General features: G+C 34.1%; 15 protein-coding genes. 12 read left to right on the top strand and 3 right to left on the bottom strand.

Going from position 1 to position 26,882, the window contains the following annotated elements:
- Positions 1–600: 600 nt before the first annotated feature.
- On the bottom strand, positions 601–1,620 hold the full coding sequence (locus tag RT99_RS21145) for a proline-specific peptidase family protein (protein ID WP_042566720.1): 1,020 nt from the start codon (positions 1,618–1,620) through the stop codon (positions 601–603).
- A 213-nt stretch (positions 1,621–1,833) separates the two neighbouring features.
- Between RT99_RS21145 and RT99_RS21140 the strand changes: the two genes are divergently transcribed.
- Both RT99_RS21140 and nagB read left to right on the top strand, forming a co-directional pair.
- Positions 1,834–3,933: an alpha-L-fucosidase gene (locus RT99_RS21140; protein ID WP_042566719.1), complete on the top strand. Its 2,100-nt coding sequence runs from the start codon at positions 1,834–1,836 to the stop codon at positions 3,931–3,933.
- A gap of 144 nt (positions 3,934–4,077) precedes the next feature.
- Positions 4,078–5,991: a glucosamine-6-phosphate deaminase gene (gene nagB, locus RT99_RS21135; protein WP_042566718.1), complete on the top strand. Its 1,914-nt coding sequence runs from the start codon at positions 4,078–4,080 to the stop codon at positions 5,989–5,991.
- Positions 5,992–6,393: 402 nt separating this feature from the next.
- Here the strand turns inward: nagB and RT99_RS21130 are convergent, their stop codons facing one another.
- Both RT99_RS21130 and RT99_RS21125 read right to left on the bottom strand, forming a co-directional pair.
- Entirely contained in the window at positions 6,394–7,107 is a 714-nt protein-coding gene (locus tag RT99_RS21130) for a LytTR family DNA-binding domain-containing protein (protein ID WP_042566717.1), read from the bottom strand.
- 67 nt (positions 7,108–7,174) lie between these two features.
- The gene (locus RT99_RS21125) at positions 7,175–8,233 is read right to left on the bottom strand and encodes a sensor histidine kinase (RefSeq protein WP_042566716.1); all 1,059 of its coding nucleotides are present in this window, start codon (positions 8,231–8,233) and stop codon (positions 7,175–7,177) included.
- 121 nt (positions 8,234–8,354) lie between these two features.
- On the opposite strand from RT99_RS21125, the gene RT99_RS21120 reads away from it, so the two are divergent.
- The 10 genes from RT99_RS21120 to RT99_RS21070 all read left to right on the top strand — a co-directional run bounded on the left by RT99_RS21120 (position 8,355) and on the right by RT99_RS21070 (position 26,876).
- Positions 8,355–10,598, top strand: coding sequence for a GH92 family glycosyl hydrolase (locus tag RT99_RS21120; protein WP_042566715.1), 2,244 nt, complete (start codon positions 8,355–8,357; stop codon positions 10,596–10,598).
- 34 nt (positions 10,599–10,632) lie between these two features.
- On the top strand, positions 10,633–12,510 hold the full coding sequence (locus tag RT99_RS21115; RefSeq protein WP_042566714.1) for a sodium:solute symporter family protein: 1,878 nt from the start codon (positions 10,633–10,635) through the stop codon (positions 12,508–12,510).
- 184 nt (positions 12,511–12,694) lie between these two features.
- On the top strand, positions 12,695–13,660 hold the full coding sequence (locus RT99_RS21110) for a glycoside hydrolase family 130 protein (RefSeq protein WP_042566713.1): 966 nt from the start codon (positions 12,695–12,697) through the stop codon (positions 13,658–13,660).
- An 8-nt stretch (positions 13,661–13,668) separates the two neighbouring features.
- On the top strand, positions 13,669–14,739 hold the full coding sequence (locus RT99_RS21105; protein ID WP_042566712.1) for a carbohydrate-binding family 9-like protein: 1,071 nt from the start codon (positions 13,669–13,671) through the stop codon (positions 14,737–14,739).
- A 7-nt stretch (positions 14,740–14,746) separates the two neighbouring features.
- Positions 14,747–15,826, top strand: a complete 1,080-nt coding sequence (locus RT99_RS21100) for a putative glycoside hydrolase (protein ID WP_042566711.1) — start codon at positions 14,747–14,749, stop codon at positions 15,824–15,826.
- Between the two features lie 221 nt (positions 15,827–16,047).
- The gene (locus tag RT99_RS21095; RefSeq protein ID WP_042566710.1) at positions 16,048–17,073 is read left to right on the top strand and encodes an isoaspartyl peptidase/L-asparaginase family protein; all 1,026 of its coding nucleotides are present in this window, start codon (positions 16,048–16,050) and stop codon (positions 17,071–17,073) included.
- Between the two features lie 480 nt (positions 17,074–17,553).
- Entirely contained in the window at positions 17,554–20,691 is a 3,138-nt protein-coding gene (locus RT99_RS21085) for a glycoside hydrolase family 2 TIM barrel-domain containing protein (protein ID WP_042566708.1), read from the top strand.
- A gap of 7 nt (positions 20,692–20,698) precedes the next feature.
- Complete coding sequence (locus tag RT99_RS21080) at positions 20,699–23,020, top strand: family 20 glycosylhydrolase (protein WP_042566707.1); 2,322 nt, start codon at positions 20,699–20,701, stop codon at positions 23,018–23,020.
- 120 nt (positions 23,021–23,140) lie between these two features.
- The gene (locus RT99_RS21075) at positions 23,141–24,625 is read left to right on the top strand and encodes an alpha-L-fucosidase (protein ID WP_042566706.1); all 1,485 of its coding nucleotides are present in this window, start codon (positions 23,141–23,143) and stop codon (positions 24,623–24,625) included.
- 10 nt (positions 24,626–24,635) lie between these two features.
- Positions 24,636–26,876, top strand: coding sequence for a GH92 family glycosyl hydrolase (locus tag RT99_RS21070; RefSeq protein WP_042566705.1), 2,241 nt, complete (start codon positions 24,636–24,638; stop codon positions 26,874–26,876).
- Positions 26,877–26,882: the final 6 nt, after the last annotated feature.

Here is a 26,882-nt window from a genome sequence, read left to right as displayed (position 1 = left end):
GGGAGAGTATGTCGTCGCCTTTCTTTTAAGAATCCTCATCATTCATTTGATGGGGATTTTTTGTTTATAAATAGTTTGAAATATAAAATCTTCTTATTTTGGAATTTAGAGCTAAAACGGATTAATTCAAATCTGTGCAACAACAAAATTTATACATAAATGTTTAGTATAGTCTAAAAAAAAAAATCTACATTTCTGACACCTCTGAATTGTGATCTAAAACTTTTATTTTGCATTAAAAGAGTCTGTCGGAAGCATTGGTGTTTCTGTTTATATGATTTGATAGGTTTATTATCGTTCTAATATTGCATTGAATGATTTAAATCCCGATTGGTTTACTTTTTCATGCCATTTGATCGTCTTCTGGAAAGATCAATGATTTTATTGGTTATCTTTTAAAGATATTATACAAATTCTGATAGGCTATATGCTTTTTAGATATCCGGAATTCAAATAATAACATAGACTCTGTCTTGATTGCTCAAACCATTTGATTTGTTCTTTTATATAAATGTAGCGACTAATAATTATAAAAAAAAACTCCTAAGTAAGGAGTTTTGATTACAATGTTAACTTTTTTTTTATATAAAACTTTTTAAATTAAAATTTATCATTATCTACATCATTTACGAATTGGATAACCCCATTCATAAAAACTTTTTGATCGTCCCACATTGCTAAATGACTTCCATTAGGACAGTAAAGGTAACGTCCCTTTTTGACTAATTTACTTTGCTCTTCCATTGCTTTTGGATCCATTGTGTCATATTTTGCACCAATCATTAATGTTGGGACTGTGATTTCATGAAGGCGATTCTTAATATCCCATTTTGCTAAACGGCCACTAATTCCAAATTCGCTGGGTCCTTGCATTAAAGTGTAAATTTCTCCATTTACATGTTTACTTGCTCTGTTTAAGCCGTCAGGCCATTCTTTTAAACGACATAAATGTTCCTTGTAGAAATTAGGAATAAGTAATTCCATATAGCGTGGATTATTGAAATCTTTTTTAGCTTCTAATGCTCTTATTTCTGCAAGAATTTCCGGTTTCATTTGTTTGGCTAATACTTCATCTGCATATTTTCCATATTCTGGCGCGCTGGCTACCATATTTGCGACTAATAGACCTTTTATATTTTTTTGGTATTTTAAAGCATATTCCATAGCTAGAATCCCTCCCCAAGAATTTCCTAAAACATAAAAATTGTCCTTATCAGCACCAATTGCTTTTCGAACTTGTTCTACTTCATCTACGAAACGCTCTGTTGTCCATAAACTACTGTCTTTTGGCTGGTCGCTGTAATATGATCCTAATTGATCGTATTCATAAAACTCAAAACCTTCACGTTGAAAATAGGTTTCGAAACACTCCATATATTCATGTGTCATGGCCGGACCACCATGTAATAATAAGATTTTTATTTTTGGATTCTTTCCAAAACGTTTTGTCCAGACTTTAAATTCCCCAACAGGTGTTTTAATTGGAATCATTTTTATTCCGGCTGATTCCACAGCGGTATTTTGACCATAGGTAAAATAATCTGAAAGTGTTTGTGATTTATTTTCATTTTTACAGGAAATAAATAAAGCAACGAATGCTAGAAGGATGATAGAACGCATATTTATAATTAAATTATTAGTTTCTGGTAGATTTATTCTACATCTAAAATACAAATTTTAATTACACTTTAATATTTATGTTTTACGAAGAAAAAAACATCCCAATACTCTTTAAAAAACGTCATTGGTCGAAATACTATACAATCAAATACTCATTTACATTAAATTTATATTTTTAATTAGCTAACCACCAAAATTTTAATTGCAATCGTAATGAAAAACCTTTTTCTTTTACTGAGTTTTTTTTGTTTACTATCACCATCTGTCAATAGTCAGGAATTGGTAAAATCTCCGGAACCTTTTGGGCCACTTCCTACGCAAAAACAGATAGATTGGCAGGAAATGGAGTTTTATGCTTTTGTGCATTTCTCCTTAAATACTTTTACAAATAAAGAGTGGGGTTATGGTGACGAGTCTCCGCAACTTTTTAATCCAACGAATTTAGATGTTCGTCAATGGGCGCGCGTGGTAAAGGCAGCCGGAATGAAAGGGATTATATTGGTAGCCAAACATCACGATGGTTTTTGTCTGTGGCCTTCTGCTTATACGGAACGTTCTGTCAAAAATTCTCCATGGAAAAATGGGAAAGGTGATCTTGTTAAAGAATTAGCTGCCGCTTGCAAAGAATATGATTTAAAACTAGGCTTATATCTTTCGCCTTGGGATAGAAATCATCCGGAATACGGAAAACCAGAATATATTACTTACTTCAGAAATCAGTTAAAAGAATTATTAACTAATTATGGTGATGTTTTTGAAATGTGGTTTGATGGTGCTAACGGTGGTGATGGATATTATGGTGGAGCAAACGAAACAAGAAAAATAAATACGCTTGAATATTATAATTGGGATGAAACTTATAAAATGATTTATGAGTTAGCTCCAAAAACATTAGTTTGGGGAGTTGGACCTGCAGAAGCAAGATGGATTGGAAATGAGGAAGGCCGGGCTGGAAAAACAAATTGGTCGCTTTTACGCCAGAAAGATGAATTGGCTGGTAAAGTACATTATACCGAATTTATGTCAGGACATGAAAATGGTGAAAAATGGGTTCCAGGTGAGGCCGACGTATCCATAAGACCGGGATGGTTTTACCATAGTGTTGAAGATGACAAAGTGCGTCCTTTGGATGAAATGGTTGATATTTATTATGAATCTATTGGTCGAAATGCTACTTTATTATTGAATCTTCCTGTGGACAGAAGAGGTTTGGTTCATGAAAATGATGAAGCAAGATTAAAAGAATTGGTGGCAACAATAAAAGAAGATTTTAAAACTGAATTATTGGCAGGAAGTAAAATAAGTGCCGATAATGTTAGAGGAAAGAGTAAAGAATTTACTGCCAAGAATGTTACTGATGGAAATAAAAATACATATTGGGCAACAGATGACAATGTAAAAACTGCATCAATTGTGTTTGAATTTGACAAACCTACAGCTATTGATCGTGTTTTGCTTCAGGAATATATAAAATTAGGACAGCGCGTTAAGGCTTTTAATATTGAAGTCAAAGTTGATGGAAACTGGAAAACTGTTGCAAATGAAACAACCATTGGTTACAAAAGAATTTTAAGAATTGACCGGGTTATTGCTTCGGCATTAAAAGTGAATATTACAGATTCGAAAGCTAATATTGTAATTTCAAATATTCAGGCTTTTAATGCACCTACTTTTGTTCGAATGCCGGAAATTCAACGTGATAAAAACGGAAATGTTACTATAAAATCTGAAGAAGGAAATAGTATTTATTATACCGTTGACGGAAGTAATCCAACAACAAAAAGCACATTATATAAAGATATATTTAAATACAACAAAGCCGTTCAGATAAAAGCGGTTGCATTCAATAAAGAAGAAAAAATATATAGTGCTGTTAAAACGGCAAAGTATGGAATTTCTAAAGAAAAATGGAAAATCGTAGCTGTTTCGAGTGGAGATTTAAATTCATCTATCAAAATAATAGATGGAAATCCAAATACAGATTGGGGATTTGGAAATGAAACGAATAAACTTCCGCAAGAAGTATCAATTGATATGGGAACAATTCTTAAAATTGCTGGTTTTACTTATGTTCCGCAGCAAGTTGGAAATAATCTTAATTTGATTTCAAAATATGAATTCTATACAAGTTTGGATAATGTAAAATGGACATTACAATCTGATGGTGAGTTTTCGAACATCAAAAATAATCCAATAGAACAAGTAAAAACATTTGCCGAAACGAAAGCAAGATACCTTCGTTTTGTAGCAAAATCTGCTGAAGGAAAAGGACAGACAGTTTCTATTAGCGAAATAAATGTAGTTGAAAAGTAAAATAAGACATCTCAATTAGAAGAAAAAATTTTTAAAGTTTCTAATTATGTCTTTTACCGAAGCTAACGGGTCATTAGTCGAATTTTTAATTTTATCGGCAGAGTAATTCTTAATTTTATATTATAAATTAAATGAAACAGGCAAATGATTAAAGAAGGCATAAATTTTAAAGAAGCTGGAAAATTCGAAGAAACTCGTTTTGAGAAGATTCATAACGTGATTTTCGAATCATCAAAAGAGGCTTCAATATTAGTTGCTCAGGAAATAGCAAACATAATTCAAAGAAAAGAAGAATTAAACGAGCCTTGTGTTTTAGGATTAGCAACAGGATCTTCGCCAGTAAAAGTTTACGAAGAATTGGTTCGCTTGCATAAAGAAGAAGGTTTGAGTTTTGCAAATGTAGTAACCTTTAATCTGGACGAATATTATCCAATGGATAAAAATAATATTCAGAGTTACTATCATTTTATGCATGAGCACCTTTTTAATCATGTTGATATTCATCCGGAAAATGTAAATATTCCGGACGGAAAAATAAGTAATGAAGATTTACAACAATATTGTATCGATTATGAAATGAAAATTAAAGCCTACGGAGGTTTAGATTTTCAACTTTTAGGAATTGGAAGAACAGGTCATATTGGTTTTAACGAACCGGGATCTCACGTTAATTCAGGAACGAGAAGTATTACATTGGATCATTTGACTCGTACAGACGCGGCATCATCATTTTTAGGAATAGATAATGTACCTAGAAAAGCAATTACAATGGGAATTGGTACTGTAAAAAATGCCAAAAGAATTGTACTTCTTGGATGGGGAATCAGCAAAGCTGAAATCATTAAAAAAACAATTGAAGGAAATATTTCTTCGCAAGTACCGGCAACGTATTTACAACAGCACAACAACACAACTTTTGTTTTAGATACCGAAGCTTCATCAGAATTAACACGAGTAAAAACTCCCTGGTTGGTAAAATCAGTGATTTGGGACGAAGAGTTAAAACTGAAAGCTGTAGCCTGGTTAAGTGAATTGACGAAAAAACCTTTCCTGAAATTAACAGACAAAGATTATAACGATAACGGTATGTCTAGTGTGTTGACGGAAGAAGGGACTGCGTATGATTTGAACATTAAAATGTTTAATAAAATGCAGCAGACTATTACGGGATGGCCAGGTGGAAAACCAAATGCCGATGATACTTACAGACCTGAACGTGCAACGCCGGAAAGAAAAAGAATTATCATTTTTAGTCCGCATCCAGATGATGATGTTATTTCGATGGGAGGAACTTTTGACAGATTGGTAGAGCAGGGTCACGATGTGCACATTGCATATCAAACTTCAGGAAATATTGCAGTTTCTAACGAAGAGGCTTTAAAATTTGCTGAGATTTCGTTGTCATTAAATCCGAACTCTTCTGAATCTGAAAAGATCATTAACTTTTTGAAAACCAAAAAGCACAATGATATTGATTCTTTAGAAGTTAGAAAATTAAAAGGAAGAATTAGAAGAAGCGAGTCTTTGGCTGCTACAAGATATTTAGGTTTACCGGATACGAATGTTAACTTTTTAGATCTACCATTTTATGAAACTGGAACAGTTAAGAAAAATAACCTTGGAGAGGCTGATATTCAAATTATGTGTGATATTATCGAAAGGATAAAACCACATCAGATATATGCAGCAGGAGATTTAGCAGACCCTCATGGAACCCATAAAGTTTGTTTAGATAGTTTGTTTGAAGCTTTAAAAAGATTAAAGCACAAGAAATTTATGGACGAATGCTGGGTCTGGTTATACAGAGGAGCGTGGCATGAATGGGAATCATACCAAATCGAGATGGCGGTTCCGATGAGCCCTGATCAGGTTCTTAAAAAACGTCATGCCATTTTCTATCACCAATCTCAAAAAGACGGAGTTATGTTTCAGGGAGATGATAGCAGAGAATTCTGGGTAAGAGTTGAAGACAGAAACAGATTAACAGCAGAAAAATATCATGCTTTAGGTTTGGCAGATTATTCAGCTATTGAGGCGTTCAAAAGATATTATTTTTAGTTAATTTTTTTACAATACAATAAATTATTTTTTAAATGGTTTATTTTGGTTAGTTACCTGTATGTTGAAAATGCGGCCTTTTGGCCGCATTTTTTTTGCGTTGTGAATTTTACGCAAAGAGCGCAAAGTTTTATATAAAGCAATTATAGATTGAGAAGTTCGCTAAGCTTTTTACAAAGTCTAACTGTAATGTATGTCATCCTGAGCGTCCCGAAGCTTCGGGAGAAGGACTGCAAAGTGTAATCCGCAATCAAAATAAAAATCTTATAAAAGTTATGGAGACAAGCCCGGCAGATTTTAAAAACCTGTCGGGTTTAGAAACGTACACGTCAAAATAAAAAAAGCCTTTGTTAAAGTTTCAAACTTTGACAAAGGTTCTCTCATAATATAATAAGTAATTATTTAGATCGAAGAATTTAAAATTCTCTGTTTTACATGATCAATATATGATCTTCCAATTACATATCTAAGGCCTTCAATTTCAATACTATTTCCTTCAACGGCATCAATTTTATCAATTGCAATGGTGTAAGACCTGTGTATTCTTAAGAAATTTCTTTCAGGTAATAAATCTGTAAAATCAGATAATGTGCTGTGGATGATATATTTTCCTGTAAGGGTATTTATTTTTAAATAATCTTTTAAACTTTCGATCACTAAGATTTCATTAAAAAAGATTTTCTTCATTCTCTTCTTATCAATCTTAACAAATATAAAAGGACTTTCAGGGCTAGTTTCCTGAGGAAGACTGCTGTTGCTGTTTAGTCTTTTACTAATTTTGTTTAGCGTTTTCATTAACCTTGGAAATTCTATAGGTTTTACCAAATAATCCAAAACGTCCAATTCGTAAGTTTCTATTGCAAACTGACTGTAAGCACTTGTTATTACAAGTATCGGCGGATTATCCAGACTTTTTATAAAATTTATACCATCAAGAACTGGCATGTTAATGTCCAGAAAAATGACATCGACTTTGTTGTTTTTTAAAAAATTCAGACCTTCTATTGGATTACTAAAAGTATTTATAACCTCAAAATTTTCAATAGGCTCCAGATAGTTTTTGATAACATTAATCGCTAATGGCTCATCGTCTATGATCAAACAGTTTATTTTCATTTTCGATTATTTTGGTGAGAGAAATAATTTTAGTAAGTATAGTTGGTAAAAAAGATGCTAATGCTTGCTAAGAGACCTTGATTACAAGCTTTACGACAAAAATATCCTTTTTATTTTTAAATGAAAGCTTATAGTCGTTTTTATTATAACCTAATTCGAGTCTTTTTTTGACATTCTCTAAACCTATACCACTAGACTTGTTAAAATTGTCCTTATGTTGCGTAATTTCAGGCATAGGATTACTAATAGTGAAATGCAGAAAATCTCCTTTTACCTTGAATTTGATATCGATTAGTACTTTCCCCGTGTTTTTATTAACACCATGTTTGAATGCATTTTCCAGAAACGTTAATAATATAATAGGACTAATTTCTTTATCATGAATGTCTCCCGAAATTTCCATATTTACTTCCAGGCGATCATCGTTTCTGATTCTTTCTAAATCCAGATAATTCTGAATGCAAAGGATTTCGTTCTCTAAAGTTTGTCTGGTGCTTTTTGTGTCATATAACATATAGCGCATTAATTCAGATAGTTTAAGAACGATTTTCGGCGTTTTGTTTGATTTTTCTACGGATAAAGAATAAATATTATTAAGCGTATTAAAGAAGAAATGCGGAGAAATTTGAGATTTCAAAAAAAGCAATTCCGTTTCTAACTGTGATTTTTCAAGATCTGTAACTCTTTTTTGTTCTTTCAAAAAGTCGAAAGTAATCTTAATTGCCGTAACAAAAGTCATCACATAAAGTTCTCCCATCATCATATCAATAGTATAATTGAGTGTCAATTTATCTATCGTTTCAGGGCCTTCGGGCCAAACTTCGTGTGTTATTAATAAATAGGTAAGATTAAATTTCAAAACTACCATTATAAAGATAGCGCATAAAATAGAAATAACATACTGAAGGTATTTCTTTTTATAAACCAAATTAGGCATCAAAACCAAAATATTCAAATAACATAACGCCATATGAATTGGAAAACCCAACAAATTTGTTTTGAACGAATAACCATAATCATTAAAATAACTTCCCCATCTAAAAGTATTAAATATGAAATAAGTTAACCAAAATATAATGTGATACTGCAATTGAATGCGGTATAACCTGCTTGAATTTAAAATCATAATAATGTGACGTTTTGTGACTTTTTTTGATGTTTATCTAAGTTTATACGTCATCCGTCTAAATTAGTTTTGGTAAAAGTCGTATTTGTTTAAATTTAAAGTTAAATTAAGATTGTTTTATATGAAGAAATTTACTCTGCTTGTTTTGTTCGTCATTTTGGTTACAAGTTGCAAAATAAATGTAAACAAAAATAACCAACAAGATAATTTTTTTACTAATCACGTAAATCCTTTTATCGGTACAGGTGGTCACGGACATACATATCCGGGTGCAACTGTTCCGTTTGGAATGCTTCAGGTAAGTCCTGACAATGGTATTTCGAGCTGGGATTGGTGTTCAGGGTATCATTATTCAGATTCGATCGTTGCTGGTTTCAGTCATTTACACTTAAGCGGAACAGGAATTGGAGATTTGGCAGACATCTTATTTATGCCTACAAATAAAAAACTGGATTTAACTACAAAAACAACTTCACGAGATCAATTACCTTATAAATCAAAATACAATCATGTTAACGAAAAAGCAACACCGGGCTCTTACCAAGTTTTTCTTGAAGATCCTAAAATCAATGTAGAATTAACTTCTTCACAACGCACCGCATTCCATAAATATACATTTGCCAAAAACGATAAACAATCTGTTGTAATCGATCTTGGTTTTGCAATTAATTGGGATAAAGCCTTAAAAACTTCCATAACAGTTGAAGATCAATTTACTATAAGTGGTTATCGATATAGTATGGGCTGGGCAAAAAATCAAAAAGTATTTTTTGTTGCAAAATTTTCAAAACCTATCACAGAATCTGTTTTATTGGCTAATAAACAAATAGTTACAGGTAAAACTGCAGAAGGAGAAAATACAGCAGCACAATTATTTTTTGATGCCAATAATAATCAGGAACTATTTGTAAAAGTAGCCTTATCATCTGTTAGTGTGGCTAATGCCAAAGGCAATCTGGATGGCGAAAGTTCAAATTTTGAAAATACAAAAACAAAGGCAGCTAATATCTGGAATGCTGCTTTAAATAAAATAGAAGTCGAAACGCCGGTCGACTCATTAAAAACCATCTTTTATACCGCGATGTTCCACACCCAAGTTGCCCCTGTAGCCTATAGTGATAAAAACGGTCAGTTTAGAAGAGAGGATGATCAAATTGTTACAGCAAAAGATTATACCGCTTATTCGACCTTATCACTATGGGATACTTTTAGAGCCGAAAATCCTTTATTGACTTTATTGGCACCAAAGCAAACATCAGACATTGTAAACTCAATGTTAGCGTATTACGATACTAAAAAAATATTACCGGTTTGGACACTCTACGCCAACGAAACAAATACAATGACAGGATATCATTCCATTCCGGTAATTGTTGACGCTTATCAAAAAGGCATTAAAGGTTTTGATGCCGAAAAAGCCTATCAAGCCATGAAAGCCACCATGATGCAGGACGAACGCGGGTTGAATTTCTACAAAAAATACGGCTACATTCCTTATAATTTACTTGACGAATCTGTTACCATAACTTTAGAATATGCATATGATGACTGGTGCGTGGCTCAAATGGCAAAAGCATTGGGTAAAACCGAAGATTATCAATTTTTCTTAAACCGTTCAAAAGCTTATCAATATTTATTTGATTCGAAAACCGGATTTATGAGAGGAAAATCAGAAGATGGAAAATCATGGAACGAACCTTTTGATCCAAAACATTCGAATCACAGAGAACACACCGATTATACCGAAGGAAACGCCTGGCAACACAGCTGGTTTGTGCCTCATAATGTAGACGATTTTATTGCGCTTCACGGAAGTAATGAAGTGTTTACAAAACGATTGGAACAGCTTTTTACAGAAAGTTCAGAAATCACAGGAAGCAATGTTTCTGCAGATATTTCAGGATTAATTGGTCAATATGCACATGGAAACGAGCCAAGCCACCACATTGCTTATATGTTTAATCGCGCCAATCAGCCGTGGAGAACGCAATATTGGGTGCGTCATATTTTAGACACACAATACAACACAACACCAAACGGATTGAGCGGAAATGAAGATTGCGGACAAATGTCGGCGTGGTATGTTTTCAGTTCAATGGGATTATATCCAATGAATCCCGCTTCTGGCGAATACGAAATAGGAAGTCCGATTTTCGAAAAAGCAAAAATCAATCTCGAAGGAGGAAAATCTTTTGTAATCGAAGCAGAAAATGTTTCAAACAAAAACTTTTATATACAATCGGCAACGCTTAACGGTGTTCCTTTCAATACAACAGTCATTACCCATAAACAAATACTACAAGGCGGAATTTTGCATTTTGTGATGGGAGCTGAACCCAATAAAAACTGGGGAACAAAACACTAAAACCACGTAACTAACTAAAAAACAAATAAAATTAATGGACATTATTGACGTATCAATCATCGTAGCCTATATCCTCCTCTCCGTAGGAATAGGAATTTGGATTTCAAGAAAAGCATCAAAAGGTTTAGATGATTATTTCCTTGGAGGAAAAACAATTAAATGGTATTTCCTGGGATTAAGTAACGGATCTGGAATGTTTGATGTTTCAGGAACTTCCTGGATGATTGGCGTACTGTTTTTATATGGCGTAAAAAGTTTTATGTTTATGTGGCTGTGGCCGATATGGAATCAGATTTTTGTAATGATGTTCCTTGCAGTCTGGATCAGAAGATCGAAGGTAATGACAGGTTCTGAATGGATTTTAACCCGTTTTGGGAGCGACAGAGCCGGAAAAGCATCTCATATTATCGTTGCCATTTTTGCCATTATTTCTACAATTGGTTTCATCGCTTACTTTTTTGAAGGAATCGGGAAATTTGTAACCATCATTCTTCCTTGGGATTTAACGCTTCATTACGGCGATTTAATTCTCCTGACTTCAGAAAGATCTTATGCCTTAATAATTATTTTGTTAACTACAATTTACACTGTAAAAGGCGGAATGTTTTCTGTAGTAGCAACAGAAGTTGTACAATATTTAATCATGATTGTTGCCGGAGTTTTAATCGCCGGTTACGCTTTTATCAACTATACAGATTTACAAATCAATTCTGTCATTACAGAAGAATGGAAAAATGTTTTCTTTGGATGGCAGTTTGAGACCCAATGGAGTGATAAATTCCAGACCTTCAATAATTTAATTGATTCTGAAGGATATAAAATGTTTGGTGCTTTTATCGGAATGACATTGTTTAAAGGATTTTTTGCCAGTGTTGCAGGACCAACACCAAGTTACGATTTACAAAGAATTCTTTCTACAAAATCTGTAAAAGAAGCCGCTTACATGAGTGGTTTTACCAACCTTATTTTATTCATTCCAAGATATTTACTAATTACCGGAATAGTGGTAATTGCATTAGTAAACCTTGCGCCGGAGTTAAACGCAAACACAGGTTTAACAGGGGCTGATTTAGAGTTATTAATGCCAAAAGTTGTTAACTTATACATTCCCGTTGGAATAAAAGGAATTTTGCTTGCCGGTTTATTAGCCGCATTTATGTCTGGATTCTCTGCTTTCGTAAATGCAGGACCAGCTTATATCGTAAATGATATTTATAAAAAATACTTCAAACCCGTTGCAACAAACGAACATTACATTAAGGTAAGCCAGATTTCTTCTTTCCTTGTTGTTGGTTTAGGAGTTTTCATGGGATTCTTTGCAGACTCAATTAATTCATTAACCTTATGGATTACAAGTGCTTTATACGGAGGTTACGTAGCGGCCAATTTCTTAAAATGGATTTGGTGGAGATTTAATGGCTGGGGTTATTTCTGGGGAATGTTCGCCGGATTAGTCGTAGCGTCTTTACAATTTGCTTTAGGACAAGCCAAAGGAAGTTTATCCGAAGGTTCATTCTTATTTGAGTTAGCGCATGTGCAGGCAATTTATCTGTTTCCTGTAATTTTTGGATTTTCTATTTTAGGATGTCTTTTAGGAACATTCTTAAGCAAGCCAACAGATATGGAAGTTTTAAGATCTTTTTACAAAAACGTAAGACCTTGGGGATTCTGGAATCCGGTTTATAAAACACTAAAAGCAGAAGACCTGACTTTCGAAAAAAACAATGATTTCTGGACAGATATGATGAATTGCGCCATCGGAATTGTATGGCAGTCAAGTATGATTTTACTTCCGATATTTTTCATCATCAGAGATTATCCAAAAGCAATTACAGCATTAGTTGTGTTTTTGGTAACAACAACGATATTGAAATTTACATGGTTAGATAAAGTTCGCAGAATAGAAGATTAGATAATTAGTCAATTAGAAAATTAAAAGAACTACGACAGCTTTGTCAAAGTTTAAAACTTTGACAAAGCTTAACAACCCGGTTTGTCATTTCGAGGAATGACAAGATTGCGCAGCTTCAAATTTCAGAACAACAAACAAAAAAACAGCAAACAAAAAACAAACTATAATAATAAAGAAAGAGAGCATGAGTACAATTCCTTGGCAAGACAGACCCGAAAACAGTAATGATGTAATGTGGAGATATTCTGAAAATCCAATTATTGACAGATACGCAATTCCATCATCAAATAGTATTTTTAACAGTGCAGTTGTTCCTTTTGGCGACGGATTTGCAGGTGTTTTCAGATGTGATAACAAAGCAGTTCAAATGAATATTTTTGCCGGTTTTAGTAAAAACGGAATCGATTGGGACATTAATCATGAACCAATCGTAATGCAGTCTGGTAATACAGAAATGATTGAATCTGCTTATAAATATGATCCTCGTGTGGTTTGGATTGAAGATCGTTACTGGATCACTTGGTGTAATGGTTACAACGGACCTACAATTGGTATTGGTTACACTTTCGACTTCAAAGAATTTTTTCAGTGTGAAAATGCCTTTTTACCTTTCAACAGAAACGGAGTTTTATTTCCACAAAAAATCAACGGAAAATACGCGATGTTAAGCCGTCCAAGTGATAATGGACATACACCTTTTGGAGATATCTGGATCAGTTACAGCCCGGATATGAAATATTGGGGAGAACACCGTTTGGTGATGAAACCATCTCCATTTGAGCAAAGTGCATGGCAATGTACAAAAGTAGGAGCGGGGCCAATTCCAATTCTTACCGAAGATGGCTGGTTAATGTTATACCATGGTGTTATCAATACCTGCAACGGTTTCCGTTATGCAATGGGAGCAGCACTTTTAGAAGAAAATGCACCAGATCAGGTAAAATACAGAACACAGCCTTATTTATTAGGACCTGCAGAAATTTATGAGCAAGTTGGAGACGTAGGAAATGTGGTTTTCCCATGTGCTGCTTTACATAACATCGAAGAAGATAAATTAGCCGTATATTATGGTGCAGCAGATACTGTTGTTGCTATGGCATTTGGTAAATTAAGTGAGGTAATTCAGTTTACAAAAGATAATAGTTTATAGAAAAAAGCATGCATTTAAAATTTAAATGGTTAACAGTTGTTTTAGTATTTTTTTCGATTGCGGGTTTTTCGCAATCGAAAAAAAATACCGTTATACCTAAAACTTACGTAGCGGGTAAAACTATAAATCCAATTGTAATCGATGGAGACGAGTCTGATGCTGCCTGGAGCAAAACAGATTGGACAGATCTTTTTGAAGATATAGAAAATGGCATAAAGCCAAAATATGGAACAAAAGTTAAAATGCTCTGGGATGAAACCAATTTTTATATATTAGCAAAGCTTGATGAGCCACATGTTTGGGCAAATTTAAAACAACGCGACACCATTATTTTTTACAACAACGATTTTGAAGTTTTCATTGATCCCGATAGCGACACTTTTAACTATTATGAATTAGAAATTAATGCTTTAAATACAGCTTGGGACCTGTTTCTGTCAAAACCATATAGAGAAAATGATAACGTAGTATTAAATGACTGGAATATTCCGGGCCTGAAATCAGCGGTAAAAATCAACGGAACGCTTAATAATCCAAACGATACAGATCAAGGTTGGGTACTGGAAATGGCAATTCCCTGGGCATCTTATAGAAAATCCTATAATGAGCAAAATGTACCAGAAGATAAATTTTGGAGAGTCAATTTCTCAAGAGTTAATTGGCAGCATACCATAAAAGACGGAAGTTACGAACGCAAGAAAGATGCCGAAGGAAAATTTTTACCCGAATACAATTGGGTTTGGTCGCCAATGGGTGTAATCAATATGCATGAGCCTGAAAAATGGGGTTATGTTTATTTTTCTTCGAAAGAAGGAAAAGAGACCTTTACAATTCCGCAGGAAGAAAAAGTGAGATGGGAATTGTACACGTTGTTCAGAGCTCAAAAAGAATATTATCAGAAGAATAAAACGTGGGCAAAATCAATACAAAATCTTACTAAGGAAACCATTAGTGTCGACGGTAAAATTTTAAAACCAGTATTAGAAAACCACGCTTCAGGATATAATATTTCAGTAAAAAGTCCTTTTTCTAACCAAACTTTAATTATAAGGGAAGATGGCAAAATAATATCAAAATAAACCAACTATGAAACTACCAAAACTATTACTTTTTTTATTGACGCTGAGCCTTTTTTCATGTGTTGAAAAAGAAGAACCAACCACTTTTAAATTTGGCGTATGGACAACTGCAGATCCTAAAAAATCAGATGCAGATTATACCAAAGAATTTAAAAAATATAAAGATGGCGGAATAGATGAAGTATTAATCAATACATCAACAGACCCAAAACTCTTAAAAAGATTAGTGCCTCTGGCTACAAAAGAAGGCCTAAAAGTTCACGCCTGGATTATGGCTATGAACAGACCCGGAGATTCAATTGCATTACAGCATCCGGATTGGTATCAGGTAAGTAAAGACGGAAAATCTTGTTTTGATAATCGTCCTTATGTAGATTATTACCAATGGTTGTGTCCAACAAGACAAGAATCAAGAAATCATGTTTTAAATTTAGTGGAAGAATTAGCAAAAGTAGATGGAATCGAAAGCGTTCACTTAGACTATATTCGTTTCCCGGATATCTTTTTACCGATAAGTTTATTGCCAAAATACAACTTGGTTCAGGATACAGAATTACCTCAATTCGACTTTTGTTATTGTGATGAATGTATCAAAGCATTCGAAAAAATTCATCATAAAAATCCAAAAAACAGTCATAACACTTCTATTGATATGGAGTGGAAAAACTTCAGATTAAATGCCATAAAAGCAGTTGTTGATGATGCGTATAAAATTGTTCACAAACACAATAAACAATTAACTGCAGCCGTATTTCCTTATCCTGAAATGGCAGATCATATGGTACGTCAGCGTTGGGACAAATGGAATATCGACGAAGTTTATCCAATGATTTACCATAGTTTTTATGACGAAGAAATTGACTGGGTAGGTTACGCAACAAAACAAGGCGTTGCCGATTTAGAAGATAAAAAGACTAAAATCAATACAGGAATTTATATTCCGGGTTTAAAATCTGATAAAGAATTAAAAGAAGCAATTTTATTGGCGAAAGATAATGGAGCAACAGGAGTTTCATTTTTTGACGGAAATGCTTTAACAGCAAGTAATTTAAAAACCATCAAAGAAACAAAAGACGGTTTAAAATAAAGAGTTAGAAGATTGTTCAACATATAGAAACATAGATTTAAATTAAAAGTCATTTTTATAAATCCTATTTTTTTTCGCATACAACTATGAGATTTATTCTAAAGTAAAAAGACTTTTTTATATATTGAGAACTATGTTTCTATGTGTTAAAATAAATTGTAAAGAACTCAACAAAAATAAAATATCACAGGGATTTCAAATTTCAACTAAAAAATAAGCATATGTCAAATAGAAGAGATTTTATCAAAAAAACAACTTTAGGCACATTGGCCGTAAGTTCAGTTTTAGGCTATAGCGGATTTGCAAATAGCAGGGAAGATGAAAAAGAGGAAATAGAAAATCCTTTGAAAAAGACAAAAAAGCCAGTCGTAATTTCAACATGGAATCACGGTTTGCCAGCTAATCAGGAAACCTGGAAAGAATTAAAAGCCGGAAAATCAGCCTTAGATGCGCTCGAAGCCGGTATGAAAATTCCTGAAGCAGATCCGAATGTCCGCAGTGTTGGTTATGGAGGATATCCGGATCGCGAAGGAAAAGTTACATTAGATGCCTGCATTATGGATCATAATAGTAATTGTGGTTCAGTATGTTTTCTACAAGGAATTATGCATCCCATTTCGGTTGCAAAAAGAGTGTTGCAAAATACACCTCACGTCATGCTGGCCGGACAAGGCGCCTTACAATTTGCATTATCAGAAGGATTTAAAGAAGAGAACCTGTTAACTCCGGAGTCTGAAAAAGACTGGAAAAAATGGTTGGAAGATTCAAAATACAAGCCCGTGATTAATATCGAAAATCACGATACGATAAGCATGCTAATGTTAGATCAAGATGGAAATCTTGCCGGAGGCTGTACAACAAGTGGCGCCGCCTGGAAAATGCACGGACGCGTTGGTGACTCCCCAATAATCGGCGCGGGTCTTTTTCTGGATAATGAAGTCGGCGCCGCTGCGGCAACTGGTTTAGGTGAAGCCGTTATTAGGACCGCAGGAAGTGCAATGGTTGTAGAATTAATGCGTCAGGGAAAATCGCCTTTTGACGCCTGTAAAGAAATTACAGAACGTATTTACAACAAGCATAAAAACCACAAAGACATGGAATATCTTCAGGTTGGTTTTATCGCTTTGAATAAAAATGGAGAACACGCTGGTTACAGTTTAAGATCTGGTTTTAACTACGCCGTTTCTGACGACGAAAATGGACACAGAATGGAAGATGCAAAATTTAAAATGTCGTGGGATAAATAGGAATGCGATTATGGCACGCGGATGACGCGGATTGAGCAGATAAAGCGGATTTTTTTTCCTGCGCCATTTACTAACCTTTTTGTCATTTCGACGGAGGAGAAATCACATCCAGAGAGCGACGTACTATATGTCTTCACTTTATGTGATTTCTCCGCCGAAATGACAAAGCAGACGAAAATATTTCTTATGAAAATGATTGCCCTAGCCCCGATAGAAGTGGAAATCCTTTTGTGTAATGAAATGGAACAAAAGATTGCAACGGATAGCGGGATTTGCTCCAAAAAAAATGATTTATCATAGAAATCGAAAAGACAAATTTTGCAGAAAATTGAATAAACTAAAATTTAAACACATAGAAAAAACATAGATTTTACTCTCTCATAAGATTAAAATTAAAGCCCCACACCTTTTTTTTTAAACTTGAAAATCTATGTTCTATGTGTTTTAAAAAAATGCAAAGAGAGAATAAAAAACAAAAGAATGAAAAAAACAGTATTCATAATAACATTAATAGCTTCAATATTTTCGGTTAAGGCACAGGATAAAATTCCTTTTTGGCAAAATGAAAAAATCAATGAAGAAAACAGAGAGCCGATGCACGCTGCTTATTATGTTTATGAAAATGAAGCATTGGCCGCTAAAAATGAATGGAGACAATCTAAGAATTATTTAGATATCAACGGAGCCTGGAAATTTAAATATGTTGACAGCCCAAGCGCACTTCCAAAAGATTTTGAAAAAACAACATTTGATGATAAATCCTGGGATAATTTTAGAATTCCGGCAAGTTGGGATGTTAACGGTTACGGATATCCTGTTTATGTAAATACGACTTACGATTTTGATTATTTAATGGCACCAAATCCGCCGTTTGTACCCACAAAATACAATCCGACAGGAGTTTACAGAAGAGAAATTACAATTGACAAATCATGGGAAGGAAAAGATATTTTTCTTCACATTGGTACAGCAAAATCAAACCTTACTGTTTGGGTAAATGGTGTTTATGTAGGTTATGGTGAAGATGGAAAATTGCCGTCTGAATTCAACTTAAATAAATACGTAAAAACTGGAAAAAACAGCATTGTTTTGCAGGTTATGAAATGGAATGACGGTTCGTACTTAGAATGTCAGGACATGTGGAGAATGAGCGGAATCACAAGAGATTCTTACTTGATTGCCAGAAACAAAGCGCATTTAAAAGATTACGAAATTATTCCTGATTTAGATGCTTCTTATGTAAACGGAACTTTAAAAATCTCGACAAATTTTTCTAATTTAAATGCAAAAGACGGTTATACTTTAGATGTTCAGTTAAAAGACGGTGATAAAATTATTACTTCAAAAGTTATTTCCGCTTTAAGCGAAAAACAAACTTTTGACTTCGCTGTAAATAATCCGAAGAAATGGAGTGCAGAAATTCCGAATTTGTATCAGGTAAGTTTTCTTTTAAAAGATAAAAAAGGAAATGTTATTGAAGTTATCAATCAAAATGTTGGATTCAGAAAAGTAGAAATCAAAGGCGGACAACTTTTAGTAAACGGAAAAGCAGTTTACATAAAAGGGGTAAACCGTCATGAAGTTGATCCGGTTACAGGACAAACCATTTCAAGAGAAAGAATGGAAGAAGATATTAAATTAATGAAACAATTTAATATCAATGCGGTAAGAATGTCGCATTATCCAAACGATGAATATTTTTATGAATTATGCGATAAATACGGAATTTATGTTGTTGATGAGGCAAACATAGAATCGCACGGAATGGGTTACGATATTACCAAAACTTTGGGTAACAAACCAGATTGGGAATTAGCGCACATTCAGCGTATGCAGCGTATGATCGAAAGAGATAAAAATCATACTTCGGTAATTATCTGGAGTATGGGTAACGAAGCCGGAAACGGTTATAATTTTTACAGAGGATATTTGTGGATAAAAAACAGAGATAAATCAAGACCAATTCAGTACGAAAGAGCGACAGCAGGAGCGTGGGACGGAAAAGATTTAAAATTTGAGTGGGATTCGGATATTATTGACCCAATGTACAGTTCTCCAAACAAAATGGAAGAATATATTTTGGCAAACCCAAATCCTTCAAGACCTTACATTCAATGCGAGTATGCGCACGCGATGGGGAATTCTATGGGTAATTTTAAAGATTATTGGGATGTAATTCGTAAATATCCAAACTTTCAGGGAGGATTTATTTGGGATATGATCGATCAGTCTGTTTATAAAACAACGGAAGATGGAACTCGTATTTTGGCTTACGGAGGAGATTTTGGACCAAAAGATGTAAAAAGCGACAACAACTTCGTAAATAATGGTGTTTTTACAGTTGACAGAAAACCGAATCCACATGCATTAGAAATGCGAAATGTGATGCAAAATATTTTAACTTCGTGGGAAGATAAAACAACAGCAACTATTAAAGTATATAATGAATTTTCGTTTAAAGATCTAAGCAATGTTAGTTTACATTGGAAATTGGTTTTAGACGGAAAAGATGATGCAATGGGAACAATTGATAATTTAGACATAAAACCAAGAGAAACTAAGACTTATCAGCTTCCGGTTAATGTAGAACAAAAGGAGTTTCAGGAAGCTTTTATTGTGGTAACGTATCATATTAAAGAAGAAGAACCTTTTTTGCCAAAAGGATTTCAAATTGCGACAGATCAATTGCCTCTTACCGGAACGTGGAAAAATGATATAAAAATAGCGGGTACAGGAAAAATTTCGGTTGAAAAACAAGCCAATGCTACGGTATTTAAAAGTGATAAAGCAACTATAACTTTCGATAAAAAAACAGGATTTATTACAGGTTACACATTCAATAATGAACCTATTATAAAAGAAGGATATCAATTGCGACCAAACCTTTGGAGAGCGCCAAACGACAATGATTTTGGAGCTAATTTCCAAGTGAATTTAAAAGCCTGGAAAGATGCAACAGAAAATCCGGTGCTTGTAAACTGGGTATCTTCTGTAACAAAAGACAATAAAATTTTAGTAACAGCAACGTATAATTTACCAACTGTTTCTTCAAAAATAATCTTAAATTACGAATTCAACAGCAACGGAGAATTAAACGTAAAAGAACAATTGAATATCGATAAAAATAAAGAAATACCAATGCTGCCAAGATTTGGTATGGAAATGATTTTGCCGAAAGATTTCAGCTCAATTACTTATTACGGAAAAGGTCCACAGGAAAATTACATCGACAGAAATTACAGTTCACAAGTCGGAATTTACAATCAAACGGTTTCAGAGCAATATTATCCTTATATCCGTCCGCAGGAAACCGGAAATAAAACAGAAGTTCGCTGGTTAGAATTATCAAATGATAAACTGAAAATAAAAGTGACATCAGATGAATTTTTGGCAACTACGGCTTTACACTTTTTAAATGAAGATCTAGACGATGGATTGCAAAAAGACCAAAGACATGCTGCCGAATTGAAAGAAAGAGATTTAACCAGTTTAAAAATCGATTATAAACAAATGGGAGTTGGCGGAATTGACAGTTGGCAAGCGTGGCCAATGAAAAAATATTTGCTTGAAGAAAAAGCCTATCAATATCAATTTAAAATTACACCATCAATAAAATAATTCAATTATGAGGGTTTTAACACCATTCCTTATCGTAATCTTCCTGACTGTTTTTAACTTCGGCTACAGCCAAAAAATATATACAGAAAAGGATATTCAGATTATACCAAAACCAACGCAATTATTAATTAATAAAGGTGTTTTTGAATTTTCTGCTGCGACAAAATTTGTAGCAGTTACAGATTTTCAAAAGGATATTTCAAATGCTTTGATCAGTAAGTTTGAAAAAGCAGGAGGATTCCGTCCTCAGCTTTCTACATCAGTTCCACAAAGTAATTTTGTACAGTTTAAAGTTGATCAGAATTTAGAAAAAGAAGCCTATATTTTAGATGTAAATTCTAAAAGTATCACGATTACGGCCAAAGGAAATGCAGGTTTTATTTATGCTTTAGAAAGTATCAGACAATTGCTTCCGGTTGTTATCGAAAGTAAAAATGCGCTGCCAAACCAAAAATGGCAAATTCCAAATGTAGTTATAAATGATAAGCCTCGTTTTCAATGGAGAGGATTAATGCTCGATTTATCACGTCATTTCTTTGATAAAAACTACGTTATAGAAACCATAGATCGTTTGGCAATGCACAAAATGAATGTTTTGCATTTGCATTTAGTAGACGATCAGGGCTGGAGAATCGAAATAAAAAAATATCCAAAATTAACCGAAGTAGGAGCCTGGAGAGTGGATCAGGAAAACCTTGCCTGGAATGCAAGATTGACTACAAATCCAGATGAAAAAGGAACTTACGGAGGATTTTTGACGCAGGAAGAATTAAAAGAAATCGTAAAATACGCAGCAACCAAAAACATCGAAATTATTCCTGAAATCGAAATGCCGGCGCACGTAAGCAGCGCCATTGCATCATATCCGGAACTGGCTTGTTTTGATCAGCGTATTGGTGTTCCGTCAGGTGGATTATGGCCTATTACAGATATTTATTGTGCAGGAAAAGAAACTACATTTGAATTTTTGCAAAATGTAATTGATGAAGTGATTACCATTTTTCCATCAAAATACATTCATATTGGAGGTGATGAAGCGACAAAAACCAATTGGGAAAAATGTCCGAATTGTCAAAAAAGAATGAAAGATAACGGATTGAAAAATACCCATGAACTACAAAGTTATTTTGTAAAGAGAATGGAAAAATACATCAATTCTAAAGGCAAAAAAATCATTGGCTGGGATGAAATATTAGAAGGCGGTTTGGCTCCAGATGCAACCGTAATGAGCTGGAGAGGAACGCAAGGCGGAATTGATGCCACAAAACAAGGTCACGATGTGATCATGACACCGGAATCTCCTTGTTATTTTAATTTTTATCAAGGTCCGCAAAATGAAGAACCTGTAGCTTTTGATGCATACAACCCGCTAAATGAAGTTTACAAATTTGATCCTGTTGTTCTCGGAATGACCCCTGAAGAAGCCAAACATGTTTTAGGCGGACAGGCAAATTTATGGGCAGAACATTTACCTGGGCCAAAAGATTCAGAATACATGATTTTTCCAAGATTAGCCGCTTTATCAGAAACTTTATGGAGTACAAAAGAAAGCCGTAACTGGAATGATTTTACCCCAAGATTGATTTCGTTAATGCAGCGTTACAATTATTTAGGAATCAATTATGCAAAAAGTGCTTATTTGGTAACTGCTTCTTCAACTGCAGATTTGGCTAAAAAACAAATTAATGTCACGTTGAAAAATGAGTTTCCAAACCCGGACATTCGCTATGTTTTGGGAGATAAAAACATCGAACATAATCCAATAAAATATACAAGTCCAATTGAATTTAAAGAAACTACTATTCTTAAAGCATCTTTATTTCAGGATGATAAACCAGTTGGAAAAACATTTATAGATACTATTATTTTTCATAAAGGATTTGCTAAGAAAGTAAGTTACTTAACTCCTTTTAATGATAATTACAAAGGAGACGGAAAAACGACGATGATTAATACCGTTAGGGGTTCGAAGAATTTTCATGACGGACAATGGCAAGCCTGGTTGGTAAACGATATGGAACTTGTAGTTGATCTTGAAAAACAAGAAAGTATTCAGGAAGTAACCATTGGAGCTTTAGAAAGTCAGGGTGCAGGAGTTAATTTCCCAACTCAGATAAAAGTTTTGGTTTCGAATGATGGAATTACATATAAAGAAGTTGGAAAAGTGATGCGTCCGTATGCTGCGAATGTGAGTTCGGAGTTAAAAGATTTTAAAATCAGTTTTGAAAAACGCAATGCAAGATTTGTAAAAGTAATCGCCTATAACTTGAAGAAAAGCCCAAAAGGTGAATCTTCATGGTTGTTTGTTGATGAAATTTTAGTGAATTAAAAAAAGCCTTCAAACAACGAAGGAACGAGCAGAAGCTTTGTCAAAGTTTTAAACTTTGACAAAGCTTAGATTACGCATAATACCAAAAACAAAGAATAATAAACAATAAACAGATTAAAGATGAAAAGAGGAATATTCATAATCGCACTTTTATTTTCGGTTCAAATGTTTTCACAAGCCATTTACGAAGATGAGCGCTATGTACCGGAAACGGATCCGCTGGTGTTGAAAAATTTAGATGAATGGCAAGGCAAAAAATTCGGATTGTTAATGCACTGGGGAACATATAGCGAATGGGGAATTGTAGAATCATGGTCTATTTGTCCAGAAGATTATGGATGGTGTGAGCGTAAAAAAGGAAGTAATCCAGCTAATTATAATCAATATGTAAAAGATTATGAAGGCTTGAAAAAAACATTCAATCCAACCAAATTTGATCCTGCAAAATGGGCAAAAGCAGCTAAAAATGCCGGAATGAAATACATGGTTTTTACCACAAAACACCATGACGGATTTAATATGTACGATACTAAATATTCTGATTATAAAGTAACCGATGCAGGATGTGCTTTTAGTACAAACCCAAAAGCCAATATTGCCAAAGAAATTTTTAATGCTTTTAGAGCCGAAAATATTTCAACAGGAGCGTATTTCTCTAAACCAGACTGGCATAACGAAAATTACTGGGATCCTTATTTTCCTCCTTTCGACAGAAACGTAAATTACGATCCGTCTTTATATCCTGAAAAATGGCAGAAATATGTTGATTTCACACACAATCAAATCTTAGAATTATTATCTGATTACGGTAAAATTGATATTTTATGGTTAGATGGTGGATGGGTTAGAAAAAGAGACCAACAAAACCTAAAAGAAAACTACGAAGAAAAATTCGCAGAAAATGAATCTAAAAACGGTTTCATTAAACACAGAGTTGTAGATCAGGATCCTAAAATGGATGAATTGGTTGTAAAAGCACGTCAAAAACAACCGGGATTAATTGTGGTTGACAGAGCGGTTCACGGAAAAAATCAAAATTACTTAACTCCTGAAAACAGAGTTCCTGAAAAGACCTTGCCTTACCCGTGGGAATCTTGTATTACTTCTGGAGGTGGATGGTCTTACACTCCGGATGCAAAATATTTAACAGGAAGACAAGGAATTCATATGCTTATTGATGTTGTTGCAAAAGGTGGAAATTTACTATTGAATGTTGCTCCAAGCCCTGAAGGAGAATGGCAGCAAGGTGCGTACGATTTATTGGCGGCTTACGGCGATTGGATGAAAGTAAACAGCACAGCGATTTATAACACAAAACCAATCGAACCTTTTAAAGAAGAAAATATTTGTATGACGCAAAATAAAACCGGAAATGTTTTCTTGTTTTATTTGGCTAAAGAAGGAGAAGATAAAATTCCTGCAACAGTTACAGTGAAAGCTATCAATCCTAAAAAAGGAACAAAAATTACGATGTTAGGTTCAAAAACGGCATTGAAATGGACAAAAGAAGCAGAAGGATTTAAAGTTGTAATTCCGGAAAACTTAAGAAATAATTTACCTTGTAAAGAGGCATGGACTTTAAAAATCGAAGCTATTAACAGATAGAAAAAAGATTATGTTTTTAAACAAAAGGATCACTATAAAAACAGCATGTATTTTTTACATGCTGTTTTTTAGCATCAGTATTTTTGCGCAGCAGCCTGCTGATTTTGTAAATCCGTTTATTGGAACTTCTAATTACGGAGCTACTTTTCCGGGTCCAATTGCGCCAAGAGGAATGGCTAGTATTAGTCCGTTTAATGTAGCGGGGAAACAGAATAAATTAGAAAAAGACAGTCAGTGGCTTTCGAACCCGTATGTAAATGAAAATACATTTTTAACAGGATTCAGTCAGGTTAATATAAGTGGCGTTGGCTGTCCGGAGTTAGGGGTTTTAATACTTATGCCAACAACGGGAGCTGTTGAGACCAATCATTTAAAATACGGTTCAGCTTATAGAAATGAAGTTGCAAAAGCGGCCTATTACAGCGTAGACATTGACAAATACAATGTAAAAGCCGAGTTTACAGCATCGAAAAGAGTTGGCGTAAGCAAATTTACTTTCCCGAAAGGGCAATCGAATATTTTATTGAATCTTGGTTTAGGTTTGACCAATGAAGAAGGTGCGATGGTAAAAGTCGTTTCTTCTACAGAAATTGAAGGAATGCGTTCCGTTGGTTCGTTTTGTTATAATAGTCCCGAAGATGCTTATCCGGTATATTTTGTGGCGAAGTTTTCTAAACCTGCAGATAAATTCGGCGTTTGGAAAAAGCCATCAAAATATGAAGGTACAGAAGCGCAATGGATGACCTACAACGGCAAAACCAGAATGATGGACAATACCATTAAAACGGTTGTTGGTGACAGTATTGGAACTTATTTTACCTATAAGTTTAATAAGCAGGAAACGGTTGAGGTAAAAATCGGAATTTCGTATGTGAGCGTCGAAAATGCAAGAGAAAACTTAGAAAAAGAAACCGGAAACAAATCGTTTGAAGCTGTTTATAAAGATACTTACAACGAATGGAATGAAGAACTTTCGAAGATTTTAGTTGAAGGCGGATCAGGAGACGATAAAACGATTTTTTATACCGCATTATATCACACTTTAATTCATCCCAATACTTTAAACGATTATAACGGAGAGTATCCTGTAATAAAAAGAACCAAGATTGCTAAAACCGAAGATACTCGCTATACCACATTTTCTTTATGGGATACGTATCGAAACATGCATCCGTTAACGTCTTTAGTTTATCCTAAACAACAATCAGATATGATAAAAAGCATGTTAGAAATGTATGATGAAAACGGCTGGCTGCCAAAATGGGAATTAAATTCGACAGAAACATTTACTATGGTAGGTGATCCGGCAAGCATTGTTATCGTTGATGCCTGCTTAAAGGGAATTCAGGATTTTGATATTTACAAAGCCTATTATGCAATGTTAAAAGGTGCAGATCAAATCGAAAATAATCCGTTGCGTCCTGGACTTAAAGAATATATTGAAAAAGGGTATCTATCAACTAATTATCGTGGACCAGTTTCTACAACACAGGAATATAATACCTCAGATTATGCGATTTCACTTTTAGCGAAAGCTTTGGGTAAAAAAGATGATTATAACCGTTTTACGAAACGCTCATTATCTTACCGAAAATTATATGACAGCGATTTAAAATTACTTCGACCAAGAACGGCTAACGGAAAATGGTACGAACCTTTCGATCCTGCATCCGGAGCAAACTTTGAAGAAAATGTTGGTTTTATCGAAGGAAATGCGTGGCAATATGCATTTATGGTTCCGCATGATATCAAAGGATTAATCAAATTAATGGGCGGTGAAAAAGAGTTTTCCGACCAATTGCAAAAAGTATTCGACATCAAACAATTTGATATGGCAAATGAGCCCGATATTGCAAATCCTTATTTGTTTAATTATGTAAAAGGAGACGAATGGAAAGCGCAGGAAATGGTAAAAAAACTGGTGAAGGAATATTTTCAAAATAAACCAAAAGGATTGCCTGGAAATGACGATACCGGAACAATGTCGGCTTGGTTGGTATACTCTATGATGGGAATTTATCCAATTTCTCCGGGAGATCCAATTTATACCATTACAACGCCAATGTTTGATAAAATAACCATCAAATTAGATCCAAAATATTATAAAAAAGAAAATATTGTAATTGAAAAAGAAATCAATACTGATGGAAAAATCAATTCAATTGAATTAAACGGAAAAACACTAAATAGCTTTTTCATTTCTCATGAAGATTTTGTGAATGGAAAAACACTAAAAGTGATTCAAAATTAAAAACAC

Source organism: Flavobacterium sp. MEB061 (genome assembly GCF_000834715.1).
Classification (GTDB): Bacteria; Bacteroidota; Bacteroidia; order Flavobacteriales; family Flavobacteriaceae; genus Flavobacterium; species Flavobacterium pectinovorum.
The sequence above is the reverse complement of the archived record's forward strand: the minus strand, read 5'-3'. Positions and strand labels throughout refer to the sequence as shown.

Bases quoted from the DNA above. Each gene is read 5' to 3' on its own strand.
- RT99_RS21080 (WP_042566707.1), top strand. From the start codon at position 20,699: ATGAGGGTTTTAACACCATTCCTTATCGTAATCTTCCTGACTGTTTTT.
- RT99_RS21100 (WP_042566711.1), top strand. From the start codon at position 14,747: ATGAAACTACCAAAACTATTACTTTTTTTATTGACGCTGAGCCTTTTT.
- nagB (WP_042566718.1), top strand. From the start codon at position 4,078: ATGATTAAAGAAGGCATAAATTTTAAAGAAGCTGGAAAATTCGAAGAA.
- RT99_RS21085 (WP_042566708.1), top strand. From the start codon at position 17,554: ATGAAAAAAACAGTATTCATAATAACATTAATAGCTTCAATATTTTCG.
- RT99_RS21115 (WP_042566714.1), top strand. From the start codon at position 10,633: ATGGACATTATTGACGTATCAATCATCGTAGCCTATATCCTCCTCTCC.
- RT99_RS21075 (WP_042566706.1), top strand. From the start codon at position 23,141: ATGAAAAGAGGAATATTCATAATCGCACTTTTATTTTCGGTTCAAATG.
- RT99_RS21145 (WP_042566720.1), bottom strand. From the start codon at position 1,620: ATGCGTTCTATCATCCTTCTAGCATTCGTTGCTTTATTTATTTCCTGT.
- RT99_RS21070 (WP_042566705.1), top strand. From the start codon at position 24,636: ATGTTTTTAAACAAAAGGATCACTATAAAAACAGCATGTATTTTTTAC.
- RT99_RS21105 (WP_042566712.1), top strand. From the start codon at position 13,669: ATGCATTTAAAATTTAAATGGTTAACAGTTGTTTTAGTATTTTTTTCG.
- RT99_RS21110 (WP_042566713.1), top strand. From the start codon at position 12,695: ATGAGTACAATTCCTTGGCAAGACAGACCCGAAAACAGTAATGATGTA.
- RT99_RS21130 (WP_042566717.1), bottom strand. From the start codon at position 7,107: ATGAAAATAAACTGTTTGATCATAGACGATGAGCCATTAGCGATTAAT.
- RT99_RS21125 (WP_042566716.1), bottom strand. From the start codon at position 8,233: ATGATTTTAAATTCAAGCAGGTTATACCGCATTCAATTGCAGTATCAC.
- RT99_RS21095 (WP_042566710.1), top strand. From the start codon at position 16,048: ATGTCAAATAGAAGAGATTTTATCAAAAAAACAACTTTAGGCACATTG.
- RT99_RS21120 (WP_042566715.1), top strand. From the start codon at position 8,355: ATGAAGAAATTTACTCTGCTTGTTTTGTTCGTCATTTTGGTTACAAGT.
- RT99_RS21140 (WP_042566719.1), top strand. From the start codon at position 1,834: ATGAAAAACCTTTTTCTTTTACTGAGTTTTTTTTGTTTACTATCACCA.